General features: G+C 45.9%; 10 protein-coding genes. 4 read left to right on the forward strand and 6 right to left on the reverse strand.

Annotated features, from left to right (window positions below):
• Position 1 precedes the first annotated feature (1 nt).
• Entirely contained in the window at positions 2-340 is a 339-nt protein-coding gene (gene glnK, locus AB4583_RS09340) for a P-II family nitrogen regulator (protein WP_004738200.1), read from the reverse strand.
• 238 nt (positions 341-578) lie between these two features.
• Positions 579-947 (reverse strand): YacL family protein, encoded by a 369-nt coding sequence (locus tag AB4583_RS09345; protein WP_372117116.1) that lies wholly within the window; start codon positions 945-947, stop codon positions 579-581.
• A gap of 131 nt (positions 948-1,078) precedes the next feature.
• On the opposite strand from AB4583_RS09345, the gene AB4583_RS09350 reads away from it, so the two are divergent.
• From AB4583_RS09350 to AB4583_RS09360, 3 genes are all read left to right on the forward strand, one after another.
• Positions 1,079-2,233, forward strand: a complete 1,155-nt coding sequence (locus tag AB4583_RS09350) for a sugar diacid recognition domain-containing protein (protein ID WP_372117118.1) — start codon at positions 1,079-1,081, stop codon at positions 2,231-2,233.
• A 127-nt stretch (positions 2,234-2,360) separates the two neighbouring features.
• Positions 2,361-3,626, forward strand: coding sequence for a GntP family permease (locus tag AB4583_RS09355; protein WP_017059423.1), 1,266 nt, complete (start codon positions 2,361-2,363; stop codon positions 3,624-3,626).
• A gap of 16 nt (positions 3,627-3,642) precedes the next feature.
• Positions 3,643-4,776, forward strand: a complete 1,134-nt coding sequence (locus AB4583_RS09360) for a glycerate kinase (RefSeq protein ID WP_017059424.1) — start codon at positions 3,643-3,645, stop codon at positions 4,774-4,776.
• A gap of 101 nt (positions 4,777-4,877) precedes the next feature.
• Here the strand turns inward: AB4583_RS09360 and acnB are convergent, their stop codons facing one another.
• The 4 genes from acnB to hrpB form a co-directional block, all read right to left on the reverse strand.
• Complete coding sequence (acnB, locus tag AB4583_RS09365; protein WP_017072021.1) at positions 4,878-7,466, reverse strand: bifunctional aconitate hydratase 2/2-methylisocitrate dehydratase; 2,589 nt, start codon at positions 7,464-7,466, stop codon at positions 4,878-4,880.
• Positions 7,467-7,738: 272 nt separating this feature from the next.
• Entirely contained in the window at positions 7,739-10,072 is a 2,334-nt protein-coding gene (locus tag AB4583_RS09370; protein WP_372117119.1) for a patatin-like phospholipase family protein, read from the reverse strand.
• A gap of 38 nt (positions 10,073-10,110) precedes the next feature.
• Positions 10,111-12,510, reverse strand: coding sequence for a penicillin-binding protein 1B (mrcB, locus tag AB4583_RS09375; protein ID WP_372117121.1), 2,400 nt, complete (start codon positions 12,508-12,510; stop codon positions 10,111-10,113).
• Complete coding sequence (gene hrpB / locus AB4583_RS09380) at positions 12,507-15,005, reverse strand: ATP-dependent helicase HrpB (protein ID WP_372117122.1); 2,499 nt, start codon at positions 15,003-15,005, stop codon at positions 12,507-12,509. The genes mrcB and hrpB overlap by 4 nt, the downstream gene beginning before the upstream one ends.
• 34 nt (positions 15,006-15,039) lie before the next feature.
• Here hrpB and sfsA point away from each other — a divergent pair, with 34 nt between their 5' ends.
• A complete protein-coding gene (gene sfsA / locus AB4583_RS09385) occupies positions 15,040-15,765 on the forward strand; it encodes a DNA/RNA nuclease SfsA (protein WP_102394608.1) in 726 nt (241 codons plus the stop codon).
• Positions 15,766-15,878 lie beyond the last annotated feature (113 nt).

The raw sequence follows: 15,878 nt of genomic DNA on the forward strand, positions 1-15,878 counted from the left end.
TTTAAAGTGCTTCAGCATCCATTTCACCAGTACGAATTCGTACGGCTTGGCTTAGGTCATACACAAAAATTTTGCCGTCGCCGATTTTTCCGGTGTGTGCCGCTTGGCTAATCGCTTCAACAACTCGGTCAACATTCTCAGCTTGGGTAGCAATCTCTAGCTTCACCTTTGGTAGGAAATCCACTTGGTACTCTGCACCACGATACAATTCAGTATGTCCCTTCTGACGACCAAAGCCTTTCACTTCAGAAACAGTCATACCTTCAATACCCACATCAGAGAGCGCTTCGCGTACATCGTCTAATTTGAATGGCTTAACAATGGCATTTATTAATTTCATATTCGTTCCTTAAATTCTTACTTAATCCGTTAATTCTCTTATTACAATCCAAGTAGCGTGCCAAAAAGTTAAGTGCTTGATTTTAAATAAGATGAAGATAATAAGGTCGTAATAACGAAAAAGGCCGCACCAACATGGTGCAGCCTTTTCACTATCTTAATGCGCGATGCTCTTATTGCTCCAGTTTTGGGCAACGGAGCCTTCAAAGCTCTGAATGACTAACAAATAGGTCTTAGGACTAGTAACCTAAAAAATCCATCCAGCGTTCGATGAGCAGTTCGAAATCGTCGATTCCACAGCTTGCTTGGCTTTCACAGTTATAGAAGTCGAACTCACTGCCCTCTTCCATCTCTTGCTCATGCGCTAACACGTTTTCTTGAATCGTTACTTCGTCTTCATTAATCGCAAGGCTAATCTCTTTGCCAAGCAACGTCACTTCATTGCTCAAGTTCTGTCGAGATTGCTCAATCAACGCCATCACATGATCTAATTTTTGCTTATCTTTACCGATCTCTTCTTGAAGCCAACGGCCAACAATCTCATGGCCCATGCTGCATTTCACATAGTATTCACCCATTAGAGTGTTTCTAGTAAATTCAAACTCCATAACTCAACCTATACTGCATTAATACTCAAGCGATACTATTTCTGAGTATACCATTGTCTTGTCAGAAACGAGCGTATTGACGAATTTATCGTTACGATCCAACCTACACAGTCAATGAAGAGGAGGGCTCTATGCAGTTGAACGAAATGATTGCCAAACAAATTGTCGAACGAACCATGAAGATCATCCCACACTCGATTAATGTGATGGATAATAAAGGTCGCATTATTGGATCCAGTGATCCTACTCGCTTATACCAAAAACATGAAGGAGCGGTACTTGCCATCACCGAATCACGAGTCGTTAATATTGACGAAGCCACTGCCGAAAACCTAAAAGGGGTTAAGCCTGGAGTTAATTTACCGATTCTATTTCAGGATAATGTCATTGGGGCGATTGGGGTTTCTGGGACACTGCAGCAAGTTCATCATTTTGGTGAGCTGGTGAAGATGACCGCTGAGCTTATTGTTGAACAAGCTGTACTTATGTCTCAAGTAGAATGGAATAAGAGGCATCGTGAAGAATTGGTATTGCAATTAATCCGAGGTAGCACGCTTAATGACATGCAACTGCAATCCATCGCACAGCGTCTGGATCTCGACCTTGCACAACCGCGGATTGCCGCCATCGTCAAGGTGTTACCGATAGGAGACACTGCGCCTTCATTGGAAAACTTACAGCAATTAGTACATTTACTTGAATATCCCGAGCGCGATAATTTAGTCGGTATCTTGTCTGTTTCACAAAACGAAGTGGTGGTACTCAAGCCTATAACCCTGATAGGGAACAGCTGGTCCAAGGATGCAGAAGCCAAGCGCGTGAAATTGCTACTCAAAAGAATAAAGAAAGAAGCTAAGTTTCAAATCAAGATTGCGCTTGGGGATTACTTTACCGGACTTTCTGGTTTAGCACGCTCATATGATACCGCTGAGCTCACTATGCGCAGTGTCGGTAACCGCCCCGGAGACATGTTTTTCTATCAAGACTATCGACTGCCGGCCATTATGAGTAGCCTGTTACAAGATCCATGGATTCGTGAGCAACTGGAGCAGTCTTACCTACATCTTCAACAACAGGACAGTAAAGGGATACTGATCAAAACTTTGAAGACATATTTAAAGCAGAACTGTGATTCAGCTCTCACCTGTAACGAACTACATATCCATCGCAATACGCTACGCTATCGAACAGACAAGATAAACCAAATAACATCATTAAATATCAACAATATAGACGATCTATTTCAACTCTACATTGCAATAAATCTATTCCACTGGTCGAGCTAAAAAAAGTGCAACTGCACAATTTAAAAGGACCGATTTGAGCACTTATTTGTAGAGAATGACAAAGACTTACCAACCCTATATCTTTATATTTGCCGAAAATGACACATCGTTATCTGGGAAATAGAACATGATTGAAGTTTCAACTCTTGGCGCACTTTCAGCATTGATTGTTGCTATCGCGCTCATTCTTAAAAAAGTGCCACCCACCTACGGCATGATCATCGGTGCTTTGGTTGGCGGCGTGGTTGGCGGCGTTTCTCTCACCGAAACCGTTGAGTTAATGATAGGTGGTGCCCAAGGGATCGTCACTTCAGTGATGCGAATTCTCGCCGCTGGTGTGTTGGCCGGCGTACTAATTGAATCAGGGGCGGCTACCTCGATTGCAGAATCCATCATCAAAAAAGTAGGCGAAACTCGCGCCTTACTTGCTCTTGCCATTGCGACCATGATTTTAACCGCTGTTGGCGTTTTCGTTGATGTGGCCGTTATCACGGTTTCTCCTATTGCACTGGCTATTGCTCGCCGCGCAGACCTTTCTAAAACCGCGATCCTTTTGGCGATGGTGGGCGGCGGTAAAGCAGGTAATGTCATGTCGCCTAACCCAAATGCCATTGCGGCGGCTGATGCGTTCAATGTTCCGTTAACCTCTGTGATGGCTGCAGGCGTGATTCCGGGTCTATTTGGGCTGCTTTTCGCCTACTTCTTGGCAAAGCGCCTCGTCAATAAAGGTTCAAAAGTAGCGGAAAGTGAAGTGGTCAAAGCGGATCAAAGTTCACTGCCAAGCTTTTCTTCTTCAATCGTTGCACCGTTAGTGGCTATTGCCCTACTCGCGCTGCGACCACTCGCTGATATCAATGTTGATCCTCTAATTGCATTACCCTTGGGTGGATTGCTGGGTGCACTGGCTATGGGTCGCTTCAAACAAGCCAATAGCTTTGCGGTTTCAGGCTTGTCACGTATGGCACCGGTTGCTGTAATGCTACTGGGCACAGGAACCATTGCAGGCATCATTGCTAACTCAGGACTAAAAGCTGATCTGATTGAAGTGCTGACGATGTCTGGGCTGCCTTCTTACTTACTTGCTCCGTTTTCTGGCGCACTGATGGCACTATCAACCGCATCGACAACTGCCGGAACAGTAGTGGCATCGAATGTATTTGCCAGCACCATTCTTGAGCTAGGTGTTCCAGCTCTCGCAGGCGCAGCAATGATCCACTCTGGTGCGACAGTACTTGACCATATGCCACATGGTAGCTTCTTCCATGCCACGGGTGGTGCGGTACATATGAGTATTCATGAACGTCTAAAACTCATCCCTTATGAGTCAGCGGTCGGTCTTGTTATCGCCTTCGTCTCAGTAATGATCTTCGGTGTATTTGGTCTGTTTGTTTAAGTTTAAAGGTATCAAAATGAAAATTGTAATTGCTCCTGACTCATATAAAGAAAGCCTATCAGCAATGGGCGTTGCTCAAGCGATTGAAGATGGCTTTAAACAGCTAATACCAAACGCCGAATACGTAAAATTACCAATGGCTGATGGTGGTGAAGGCACAGTACAATCTCTGGTGGATGCGACCAATGGCTCTATCATCCAACATCCAGTGATTGGTCCATTAGGTGAAATTGTCGAAGGCTTCTACGGTATGTTCGGTGACGGTAAAACTGCCATTATTGAAATGGCGGCCGCTTCCGGCCTAGATTTAGTCTCTCCAGAACAACGTAATCCACTAAAAACCACTACCTATGGTACGGGTGAGTTGATCAAAGCCGTATTAGATAAAGGTGTTGAGCATATTATTATTGGCATTGGTGGTAGTGCGACCAATGATGGTGGCTTAGGAATGGCTCAAGCGCTAGGCATTCGTATGCTAGATGCAGAGGGTCACGAGCTGGTGTTTGGTGGTGGTGAACTGTCAAAACTGACAACCATTGATCTCACCAACCTCGACCCACGCCTACAAAACGTACGCTTAGAGGTCGCTTGTGATGTCGATAATCCATTATGCGGACCAAAAGGGGCATCACAGGTATTCGGTCCGCAAAAAGGCGCAACACCAGAAATGGTTGAGCTGTTAGATGCTAACCTTGCTCATTATGCCAGTATCATGAAAAACCAGTTAGGCGTCGATGTCATTGATCTCCCTGGTGCTGGCGCGGCAGGCGGTCTAGGCGCGGCACTTGTTGGCCTGTTAAATGCGGAGCTTCGCCCTGGTATTAACATCGTAATGGACGCCGTCAATTTAGATGAAATAGTCTCAGATGCTGATCTTGTGATTACAGGAGAGGGGCGCATTGATAGCCAAACCATTCATGGCAAAACACCGATTGGTGTCGCTCGCACAGCCAAAAAACATAAACTGCCTGTCATCGGTATTGCCGGCTGTCTAGCCAGTGATTGTGGTGTGGTTCATGAGCATGGTATCGACGCGGTATTTGCGGTAGTGAACCGTTCAGTAGACTTGCCGACAGCTTTGGCTGAAGCGGCTGAAAATATTGAACTTACTGCTCGCAATGTTGCAGCAATGTATACGATTAAGCACTAATCGAGCTCTCTGTAAGCTAAAAGCAATTTTCGCTGTATGCTAAAAGCAATTAAGGCCGCTATTCACAGCGGCCTTAATTATATTTACAACAAAATCAGACGTTACGCAGGCTCTTGGAAGATAACCGTGTCTGCTTTTTCCGTGTACTGACCCATTTTATGGAAGTTCAGGTAACGGTATGTATCAGCAGCGGTTGCATTAATCTTCTCAGCGTACTCTAAGTACTCTTCTTTCGTTGGGATGCGACCTAGAATCGCGCCAACAGCAGAAAGCTCAGCAGAAGCCAGATAAACGTTCGCGCCATTACCTAAGCGGTTCGGGAAGTTACGCGTTGACGTCGACATAACCGTCGAAGCATCAGCAACACGAGCTTGGTTACCCATACATAGTGAACAGCCAGGAGTTTCGATACGTACCCCAGCACGACCGAAGATGCCGTAGTAGCCTTCTTCTGTCAGTTGGTCTTTATCCATCTTCGTTGGCGGAGCCACCCATAGGCGAGTATTTAGCGAGCCGTTAAACTCTTCTAGCATCTTACCTGCAGCACGGAAGTGACCTATGTTCGTCATACAAGAACCGATGAACACTTCTTGAATCTCAGTACCTTGAACGTCCGAAAGAAGACGAGCATCATCTGGATCGTTTGGTGCACATAGGATTGGTTGATCGATGTCAGCAAGATCAATCTCGATAACGTGCGCGTATTCCGCATCTGAATCAGCAGATAGCAACTCAGGGTTCTCTAGCCACTCTTCCATTGCTGTAATACGACGCTCAATCGTACGAACATCACCGTAACCTTCAGCGATCATCCACTTCAGCATCACGATGTTCGAGTTCAAGTACTCAGAGATAGACTCTTCAGAAAGCTTAACGGTACAACCTGCAGCAGAACGCTCAGCAGATGCATCAGAAAGCTCAAATGCTTGCTCAACAGATAAGTGCTCAACACCTTCAATTTCTAGTACACGACCAGAGAATTCGTTGATCTTACCGGCTTTCTCTACCGTTAGTAGGCCTTGCTTGATGCCGTAAAGAGGAATGGCATGTACTAGGTCACGTAGCGTGATACCCGGTTGCATTTCACCTTTAAAGCGAACCAAGATAGATTCAGGCATATCAAGAGGCATAACGCCTGTTGCTGCAGCAAATGCTACCAAGCCAGAACCCGCAGGGAATGAAATACCTAGAGGGAAACGAGTATGCGAGTCACCACCTGTACCTACAGTATCAGGAAGAAGCATACGGTTTAGCCATGAGTGGATAACGCCATCACCCGGACGAAGTGAAACACCCGCACGATTCATGATGAAATCAGGTAGCGTATGGTGAGTGTTTACATCGACTGGTTTAGGGTATGCCGATGTGTGACAGAAAGACTGCATTACAAGGTCTGCAGAGAAACCAAGACACGCCAGATCTTTAAGCTCATCACGAGTCATAGGACCGGTCGTATCTTGAGAACCGACTGTCGTCATTTTAGGTTCACAGTACTGACCAGCACGAACACCTTCAACGCCACATGCTTTACCAACCATCTTCTGAGCTAGCGTGTAGCCTTTATCAGATGCAGATGGATCGATTGGTTTAGCAAACAGATCCGTTTCAGCTAGACCTAGAGCGTCACGAGCACGACCCGTTAGACCACGACCGATGATCAGTGGAATACGGCCACCAGCACGCACTTCATCAAGAAGTACTTTGCTTAGCTCAAAGTTTGAAATCACAGAACCGTTCTTGTGAACAACACCTTCGTACGGGTAGATATCAATGATATCGCCCATGTTCATGTCTTGTACGTTCAGTTCAATGGGTAGTGCGCCTGAATCTTCCATTGTGTTGTAGAAGATTGGTGCAATTTTACCACCAAGACAAACACCGCCAGTACGCTTGTTTGGTACGAATGGGATATCTTCACCCATGAACCAAAGTACTGAGTTTGTTGCCGATTTACGTGAAGAACCTGTACCAACAACATCACCAACGTAAGCCAGTGGAATGCCATCTTTTTGCATTTCTTCAATTTGTTTGATTGGACCAACGCTACCCTGTTCATCAGGAGTAATGCCATCACGTTCCATCTTCAGCATCGCTTTCGCGTGTACTGGGATGTCAGGACGTGACCATGCATCAGGCGCTGGAGATAGGTCATCGGTGTTCGTTTCACCAGTGACTTTAAATACTTTTACTGTGATTTTTTCTGCTACTTTATCTTTCGCTGTAAACCATTCAGCATCAGCCCAAGATTGAAGTACTTGTTGTGCAGCAGCATTGCCAGCTTTCGCTTTCTCTTCTACGTCATAGAACGCATCGAACATCAGTAGAGTATGAGATAGCGCTTTAACAGCGATTGGAGCAAGCTCAGCATCGTCTAGTAGAGATACTAGAGATTCGATGTTGTAACCGCCTTGCATGGTACCAAGCAGTTCTGCAGCTTTTGCTTTGCTTACTAGTGGCGAAGCTACTTCACCTTTAGTGATAGCCGTAAGGAAGCCAGCTTTTACGTAAGCAGCTTCATCTACACCCGGTGGAATGCGATTTTCTAGTAGGTCAAGAATGATTTCTTCTTCACCTTGAGGTGGATTCTTCAGAAGTTCAACTAGGCCAGCTACCTGCTCAGCATCTAGTGGTTTTGGAACAACTCCTTCGGCAGCACGTTCTTCGACGTGTTTACGGTAGGCTTCAAGCACGACTTTTTTCCTCTCATTGCGGTTCACTTCTTCCCTTCATAATTGTTAGTAAAATAAAGAAGTGAACATCCTTGGAAACTTGGCTCTCCATTGCCATTTTTGTCATTCAATTTGTATTGATGAGCGGCGTCATAGAGGCCAAACTGTGGGCGGTAGAATAGCAAATTTAACGTTAAATTAAAATCTTATCATTTTGACCAACATAGCAAGTTAAGACGAAAGTCCCACTATTTTTGCCTAATTACGCACTTAAATGGCGACTCTGCGCATGATTATTTGTAGGACGTACCTACAATCAGATACACCGAATCGAAATTATCTTCGGTTCGGCCATAAGCTAAAATGATCGGCCCGATTGGTGAATCGACACCTGCGAAAACAGAACCCGCGGTGTACATTGGCGCTTCATCAATACTCAAATCATTGTTCGACCAAACACCACCATGCTCAATGGATGCACCCACGTAGAATGGTGATTCAAAGAGGCCGAAGTCATTTTCAAACCACTTATAACGATAAGTAAGACTGGTATAAGCCAAGTTCTGACCAATCATACTGTTCCTTGGAATACCTGACAGGTTTAAGAAGCCACCAAGCTCTTTGGGATCAATAGGGAAAATCGAATTTTTGCTCTCTACAATACCGTAATCCAGCTTTGCGACTAAAGTATGCTTCTCAATACTCTTTGCTGCCATGAAATTGGCCGAAAACTCATAAACCGTATCACTCTCAGACGTTAAATCCGATTCACCAAGAGAGCTGTCATTATCAAAATCATCATGAGAAACGAGGTACTCTAAATCGACAAAGTAACCCTTGGTCGGTAAGCTGAAATTATCCAAAGTATCCAGTCGGTAACCCATGAAGCCACCAATACGCTTGTAGCCACCACTGCCCAATGAAGGTAACGAAGAAACCTCAACATCCCCATCTGTATAACGAACACCAAATGTCAGCTCCTGCCACAAGGTTGGTTGATAGCCTAATGCCAATTCACCGACATATTCACTATACGTCATAGGGAGATAATCTTTCGTTACGTCCAGTGTCGGTTCTTCAATATCATCAATATCTGCGGGTAGGTTTCTGTTCTCTTTGCTGTAAACAACCGATGCCGAAGTAAACAGCTTTTGACTCGAAAAGAATGGCGAGTAAAGTTCCGCTTCAATTCGCTTGTCCGTTCCCATCTCGATATTGGTTCTTAGCTCTGCACCATGCTTATTAATATCAGTAAAGTTGGCTGAGACACCGAGCGAGTATTGGCTTGTAGTAGAGAAATCATCTTCAAGAAAGAATCGAAAGTTGAGGTAGTTTGGCCCCCAAGATTTTTCGTTCACATCGACCAGCAGTTGCTCCTCGCCATCTACCGTGTCAAATTCATAAGTCACCAACTCGAATCTATCTAGCGCATAGAGGTCTTGTACTTTAGATTCAATTTCACTGGTCTTCAGAATCTCACCTGAATCAAGGTTTAAACGGTTTTCGATCAGCTTATCGGAATAGTGGGTATTGTTATTGATAACAACTCGGTCAACGACGGTCTTATCGCCGTGTTTTAGCTGTCTGCGCGCTTTTTGTTTGTCCTCGATATAATGCTGATAATCGGCATTTGAGAGCGATAGCTTAGAAAGTTCATCAGTATGCTGCTTAGCAGCTTCATAGCCCGCGAGGAAAGCCGATGGCATTTTATCAAATTCTGTCGTCTCCATTTCCCCAACATCTGGGCGCAGGAAGACATCATCGTCTGTTAAAGTTTCAGCTTGCTCTTGGGTGCTGCGTTGAACAAGATAATTAGAGAGTTGGTCAGCTGCGGCTAGAAAATTCGTGAAATCATCTTTGCCTTTGTAGTTGGTACTGATATCCACCGCAATGACGATGTCTGCACCCATCGCTCTGGCTACGTCGACGGGCATGTTATTGGTGACACCACCATCAACCAGCATTCGACCATCGAGGTCATAAGGGGGAAGCGCGCCGGGAACTGACATACTCGCCATCATGGCATCAACAAGGTGGCCATGATCGATGACCACCTCTTCAAGTTCGATAATGTCAGTTGCGACTGAACGGTATGGGATAGCAAGATGGTCGAAAGAATCGAATGAGGATAGATTACCCGTGGTCTCACGCAGAATACGCAACATATTCTGGCCTTGCACCACCCCTTTCCTTGCTTTGATTTCGCCCCAACCTAAGCCGAGATCGGTGTTCAGTTGGTAGCGGTCTTCATATTCTTTGTCACGTACGCGGCGATCACTACGGTTAACGCGATCACGATAACCGCGATTCCAATCAACCGTATAAATAAAGCTCTCGATCTCGTCTGCGCTCATCCCTGTCGCATAAAGACCACCAACGTATGAGCCCATACTGGTACCGGTAATGTAATCAACCGGGATTTGCATCTCTTCTAGAGCTTTAAGCACACCAATGTGAGCTGCACCTTTTGCCCCACCACCAGCAAGAACGACAGCAACGGTTGGCCTTTTATGAGCTTGTTCAGCCTGCTGAGATTGATCAATCTGTGTCGCGGTGGATGCAAACAGCTGAAAACTGATCACAGTACCGACAACACCTAAGCCACTCACTAACCAACGAGAAATCATTATGTTAACTGTCCTTGTCATTCTTTCTTGTTACGACTTTACCACTGAAAAAGCTTCTTTAGCCACTGTTTTGGTTGACTTTCACAGCCCTTTTTAATGTTTCCACCCTCATCCCAAAGTGGCAGTTTAACTGCACCATCACAATCAAACTCTAAAGCCCCTTCAGAAGTTCGAGTAAAGTTAGCGGTGACAATTCCTGTCGGCCAAGGCAGTAATAACTGCTCGGGTGTTCTCTGTTTGAGATAATCGGCATAAACACGTAACGCACCACTCGAACCAGTAAGCTTAGTCGGCTTATTATCATCACGTCCTAGCCAGATGGTCGTCACTTCACGGCCATCTACGCCCACGAACCAACTGTCTCGGCTGTCATTACTAGTGCCAGTTTTACCAGCTAACCCTGCCCATGCAAACTGACCTTGTAGGAAACGGCCCGTGCCTTCCGACACGCCACGTTTCATTGCATAGGTTGTAAGCCAAGCGGCTTGCTGGTCAACGCTTTGTGATACACGAGGGATCGACTGATACAGAACCTCGCCATCGTTATCAACAACTGAGCGAAGCGCAGACAAAGGTGCTATACGCCCAGAATTGGTAATGGTTTGATACATCTGCGCAACTTGGAACGGAGTCAGTGAGAACGAACCCAAAAACATCGACGGCACTGGGCGAATCTCATTTTTATCGACCCCCAGTTTTCCAATCGTATCCGAGACACTATCAATGCCTAATTGCATGCCTAAACGAACAGTAGGTACGTTGTAAGACTTAGAAAGCGCCACATACAAAGGCACATCGCCACGGAACTTACGATCGAAGTTTCTCGGGCTCCACACGCTACCTTTACTGCCTTTCAAGCTCAGTGGCGTGTCTTTCAATGTTGTCGCCAACGTGTACTTCTGAGGCTGCTCTAGTGCGGTTAAGTAAATTGCAGGCTTGACCAAAGAACCAATTGGGCGACTCGCGTTCAAGGCACGGTTAAAGCCATCGTAGCCAGTACGCTTACCACCGACCATCGCCCGGATTTCACCGGTATTTCTATCCACGGCAATAGCTGCTGCTTCCAGCTTATTACCTGCGGTTTTCGATAAATCAGGCACCTTACGAGCAATCGACTTCTCTAACTTGTCTTGAGATACCGGATCCAGAGAGGTAAAGACTCGAATCCCTTTTTTCGCCTCAAATCGATCGCCGACATACTTCTTAAGCTCAATGTTTACTTGTTGGAAATAAGCGGGCTGACGGCTAGCAATGCGTGGGTTGTCTTGAATATCCAAATCACGATTCGCCGCCTCTTCGTATTGTCGCGGAGTTAAGATGTCTTGTTGCATCAATAAGCGAAGAACCAGATCGCGTCGAGTCTTAGCACGCTCAGGATAGCGAACCGGATTGTAATACGACGGTCCTTTCACCATACCCACCAGCAGTGCTAGCTGATCGATGCGCAGCTCTTGAATAGGTTGACCAAAATACAAACGAGACGCTAAACCGAAGCCATGAATCGCTTGCCCACCATTCTGTCCAAGATAAACCTCATTTAAGTAAGCCTCTAGGATACGGTCTTTGCTGTAACGATGGTCTAAGATAAGTGCAATGTAGGCTTCACGAACCTTACGCCACAATGTACGTTCACTGGACAGGAACAGGTTTTTTGCCAACTGTTGTGTCAGCGTACTACCACCTTGTACCGTTCGCCCAGCTTTGACGTTAACGACCATTGCACGAGCGATGGCCAGTGGCGACACACCATCGTGTTGATAGAAGTTTCGGTCTTCGGTTGCCAGTAAGGCATCAACCATCACTTCTGGGAACTGATTGCGTTTTAAGAACAGGCGCTGCTCATCGTTACTTTTCTCAAGCATGCCAAGCATTTTCGGTTCAACACGCAGGTAGCCCATGTCGCCTTTCTTCTCCAGCGACTGAATGCGAGTTAATTCGTTACCATTGAAGTGCAGCATCACATGACGATCCGCTTCCGGTCCATCAACAAACTCGAACGGACGACGAATCATTTCAATCTTGGTCGAAGAAGAAGAGTATTCGCCTGGGTGACGAGGCGCGTTCACCTTACGGTAATTAAGTACATCGAGCTCATTCTTAACCTGAACCAAACTCACCGGAGTTCCCGGAGACAGGTCTAGCACTCGCGCATAAACCACGGTTGGCAAATCAAACAGCTGACCTTCAAAGCGCTGTTTGACCACAGAATCAAGATAAATACCGACGAACAACAGCAATGCCGCAAGCGCTAAGCCCGCTTTCCAAGAAATGCCCCATAGGATCTTCAACCAACCTCTTTTGCCAGATTTCTTAGCCTTAGGTTTGGTCTTTTTCGCAGCCGCTCTTGGTTTTCTTGGCTTGGCTTTGGTCGCTGGTGACTTCTTTGCTGGCGCTTTTTTAGGTGGTGCCTTTTTTGGCGTTAACATTTTGGTCATCATCGATTCAACTGTCGTTTGGTTTTAGTGGTTGCTACATGGTTAGCAGGGTCATCCGGCCAAGGATGTTTTGGGTAACGGCCTTTCATCTCTTTTTGTACTTCTTTGTACGCACCAGCCCAAAAGCCGGCTAAATCTTGAGTAATTTGCAGTGGTCGCTGTGCTGGAGAAAGTAGCTCAAGCACTACTTTTTTACGCCCTTGCGCGATCAATGGCGAGTCTTGTTCGCCAAAGACTTCCTGCATTCGCACTGAGATCACTGGTTCAGATTGATATTGATAACGAATGGCCTTCTTGCTGCCTGTTGGCATCAGATAGTGTGTTGGCAGCCATTGGTCGATTTCTTGATTCAAAGGCCAGCCAAGATAAGCCGACAATGCTTGCTCAATCGAAACACTAGCCAGCCCTTTTGCCGACTTAATGCCATTCAGATAGGGAGATAGCCACTCATCAAGGTGTTCAATCAAACTCGCGTCATCCATCGCTGGCCAATCATGTTCAGGCATCCAAAGCTGAGCGCAGCGTACACGCTCAACCAGCTGTTTAGCCGAAGGTGTCCAATTTAAGCGATCCAGCCCGCATCGAGCGACATAATTGAGCAGCGCTTGGCTCGCCTGATTCGCATCGGGATCAGGTAAAGCTTTGGTGCTGATAATCAACTTGCCCAGAGATACACGCTGCTCAGCAACTAAACGGCCACGTTTCTCATCCCAATCGGCGTAATCGGAACGCACAAACAGTTTTGGAAATTCAGCTTCTAACTGTGCGATATCAACCGCGGTGGCTAAGAAAATCTGACTGGCTCGCCCTGTGCTGCGCATCAAATCAATCACTACGATATAGTTATTGTTCGCCAGTGGATCATCATCACGAACCTCAGCACCGTGGCCATTCGCCAAAAGGAAAGCACTGCTGGTCGCGCTTCTCACTTGTGCAATCCGGTCTGGGAAGGCAAAACAAAGCACTAATGGTAGCAATGATTCGTCAGCTTGTGACAAATCTAAGTGATGATTGAGTTTGCTCGCGAGACTTTTCGCTCGCTGCATCACAACGCTATTTTTGGAATGTTTTCTTTGCTTAAGTCGATGCAAAGAGTGTTGAATATCCGTCACATTGCGCTCCGGCTCTTCCAGCAAAGCAGCAGCAACAATCGCGACATTCAACAGAGCAGGACTACCTTGCTGCGCTTTAACCAACATGCTGGCAATACGAGGCTCTAGACCTAAACGTTGGACCTGTTTTCCTAATGCCGTAAATTGACCATTATCGTCTAACAATTCAAGAGTCTGTAAGAGTTGCTTGGCTTGCCCGATAGAAGCTTTGGGTGGAACGTCTAACCATTGCAGTTCATCAGCACTCGCAGCGCCCCATTGCGTCAATTCAGACACCAGCGAAGACAAATCAGAATGAAGAATTTCAGGTTCTGGTATAGCTGGTTGCTGCATCAGCTGCGTTTCGCTGTACAAACGAACGCACAAGCCCTCTTCAATTCGTCCCGCACGACCTGCTCGTTGTTCAGCAGAAGATTGCGAGATCTTAACTTGCTCAAGCTTAGTAATACCGGTTTTCAGATCGAACTTCGCCACACGTTCAAGCCCGGAATCAACCACCAATCGAATGCCTTCAATCGTCAAAGAAGTCTCAGCAATATTGGTCGCTAACACCACCTTTCGACGCCCTTTCTCTGATGGCGCGATCGCTTTCTGCTGTTGAGAAAAGCTGAGTTGCCCATACAGAGGACACACATCGATATCATTGGCGAATTGTTCTAGTTGAGATTCCACCTGTTTAATCGCAGAAACGCCCGGCAAAAAGGCCAGAAGTGAGCCTAACTCTTTCTCCATCAGCGAACGAATCACGTTAGCCATTTTAGGGGCTAGATATTCATTTGCACTAAGAGGCTGATAACGGAAATCGACCGGAAAGGTGCGACCTTGTGATTCAACGTATTTGGCATTCGGCAGCAAAGTTTGCAGAGCTTGTTGATCTAAAGTTGCCGACATCACTACCACTTTCAGATCGTCACGCAACGCCTCTTGGATCTCTAAGCTAAACGCCAATGCGGTATCGGCGTGAATACTGCGCTCGTGAAATTCATCAAAGATCACCATATCAACCCCAGTTAATTCAGGGTCGGTTTGGATCATTCTTGTCATGATCCCTTCAGTAACAATCTCTAAGCGAGTCGTACTGCTGCTTTTAGATTCACCACGAACTCTAAAGCCAATGCTCTCTCCCACCTTTTCTCCCAATTGGCTCGCTAAGTAAGTAGCAATATTCCTTGCAGCCAAACGCCTCGGTTCAAGCATGATGATTTTGCCTTGAACGGCGTTGGTCTTAACTAACTGTAAAGGGAAGAATGTTGACTTACCCGCACCGGGAGCGGCCTTTAGAATAAGTTGAGTGTGTGTTTCTACGCCAGCGAGCAGATCTGGCATCACAGCTTCTATGGGCAGTTGTGGCAATGGGAGAACCTTGTGGTGTAATGTTGGCAACATTGTACATAAAAACCTACCTGTCTAAATAAGTAATATGCACTTCAATCCTCCATTAGAGCCAGCGACTCTTATTAAACGCTATAAACGCTTTCTCACTGACATCCAACTTCCTGACGGTAGCGAGCGTACTATTCACTGCGCTAACACTGGAGCGATGACAGGATGTGCGACTCCTGGCAATACGGTGTGGTACTCAACCTCCGATAATGCAAAGAGAAAGTACCCAAACAGCTGGGAGATCTCAGAAACAGACAAAGGTCATCGTATTTGTGTAAATACTGCGCGGGCAAACCAGCTAGCAGTGGAAGCAATTGAAAATGGGACTATAGTTGAACTCTTAGGTTATAACGCGTTACGAACCGAAGTGAAATATGGCAGTGAGAATAGTCGCATTGATATTCTGCTTGAAGATAACGAAAAGCCGCCTTGCTATATCGAAGTGAAAAGCGTCACTTTGCTCGACGAGCTAGAAACGTCAACTAAAGGGCAAGGTTTTTTCCCTGATGCGGTCACAACCAGAGGCCAAAAACATCTGCGTGAACTCACAGAAATGGTCGAATCTGGAAATAGAGCCGTACTTTTATTCACTGTTTTACATTCAGGTATTGAAAAAGTGTCTGCGGCACACCATATAGACGCCAAATATTCGTTATTACTAAAACAAGCACAAGACGCTGGAGTTCAAGTGCTTTGCTATAAAGCAGAGCTCAGCAGTACTCAAATACAACTAAAACAAGCTGTTGAATTTATCAATAGCTAGGCAAAGATGCTGAACTAATCACATTGATTGCAAGTTTGAATAAGAGTATTTGCCACCATTCGTTCTTTCTGCTATAGATACCCGCCTTAAAATTAGCTGCTTTGCAGTTGACT

The organism is Vibrio sp. 10N.222.49.C12, assembly GCF_041475025.1.
GTDB lineage: Bacteria > Pseudomonadota > Gammaproteobacteria > Enterobacterales > Vibrionaceae > Vibrio > Vibrio crassostreae_C.

What these genes read in the sequence shown, in the direction of transcription:
- glnK (WP_004738200.1), bottom strand. Translation starts at nt 340, where the DNA reads ATGAAATTAATAAATGCCATTGTTAAGCCATTCAAATTAGACGATGTA.
- AB4583_RS09345 (WP_372117116.1), bottom strand. Translation starts at nt 947, where the DNA reads ATGGAGTTTGAATTTACTAGAAACACTCTAATGGGTGAATACTATGTG.
- AB4583_RS09350 (WP_372117118.1), top strand. Translation starts at nt 1,079, where the DNA reads ATGCAGTTGAACGAAATGATTGCCAAACAAATTGTCGAACGAACCATG.
- AB4583_RS09355 (WP_017059423.1), top strand. Translation starts at nt 2,361, where the DNA reads ATGATTGAAGTTTCAACTCTTGGCGCACTTTCAGCATTGATTGTTGCT.
- AB4583_RS09360 (WP_017059424.1), top strand. Translation starts at nt 3,643, where the DNA reads ATGAAAATTGTAATTGCTCCTGACTCATATAAAGAAAGCCTATCAGCA.
- AB4583_RS09370 (WP_372117119.1), bottom strand. Translation starts at nt 10,072, where the DNA reads ATGATTTCTCGTTGGTTAGTGAGTGGCTTAGGTGTTGTCGGTACTGTG.
- mrcB (WP_372117121.1), bottom strand. Translation starts at nt 12,510, where the DNA reads ATGATGACCAAAATGTTAACGCCAAAAAAGGCACCACCTAAAAAAGCG.
- hrpB (WP_372117122.1), bottom strand. Translation starts at nt 15,005, where the DNA reads ATGTTGCCAACATTACACCACAAGGTTCTCCCATTGCCACAACTGCCC.
- sfsA (WP_102394608.1), top strand. Translation starts at nt 15,040, where the DNA reads ATGCACTTCAATCCTCCATTAGAGCCAGCGACTCTTATTAAACGCTAT.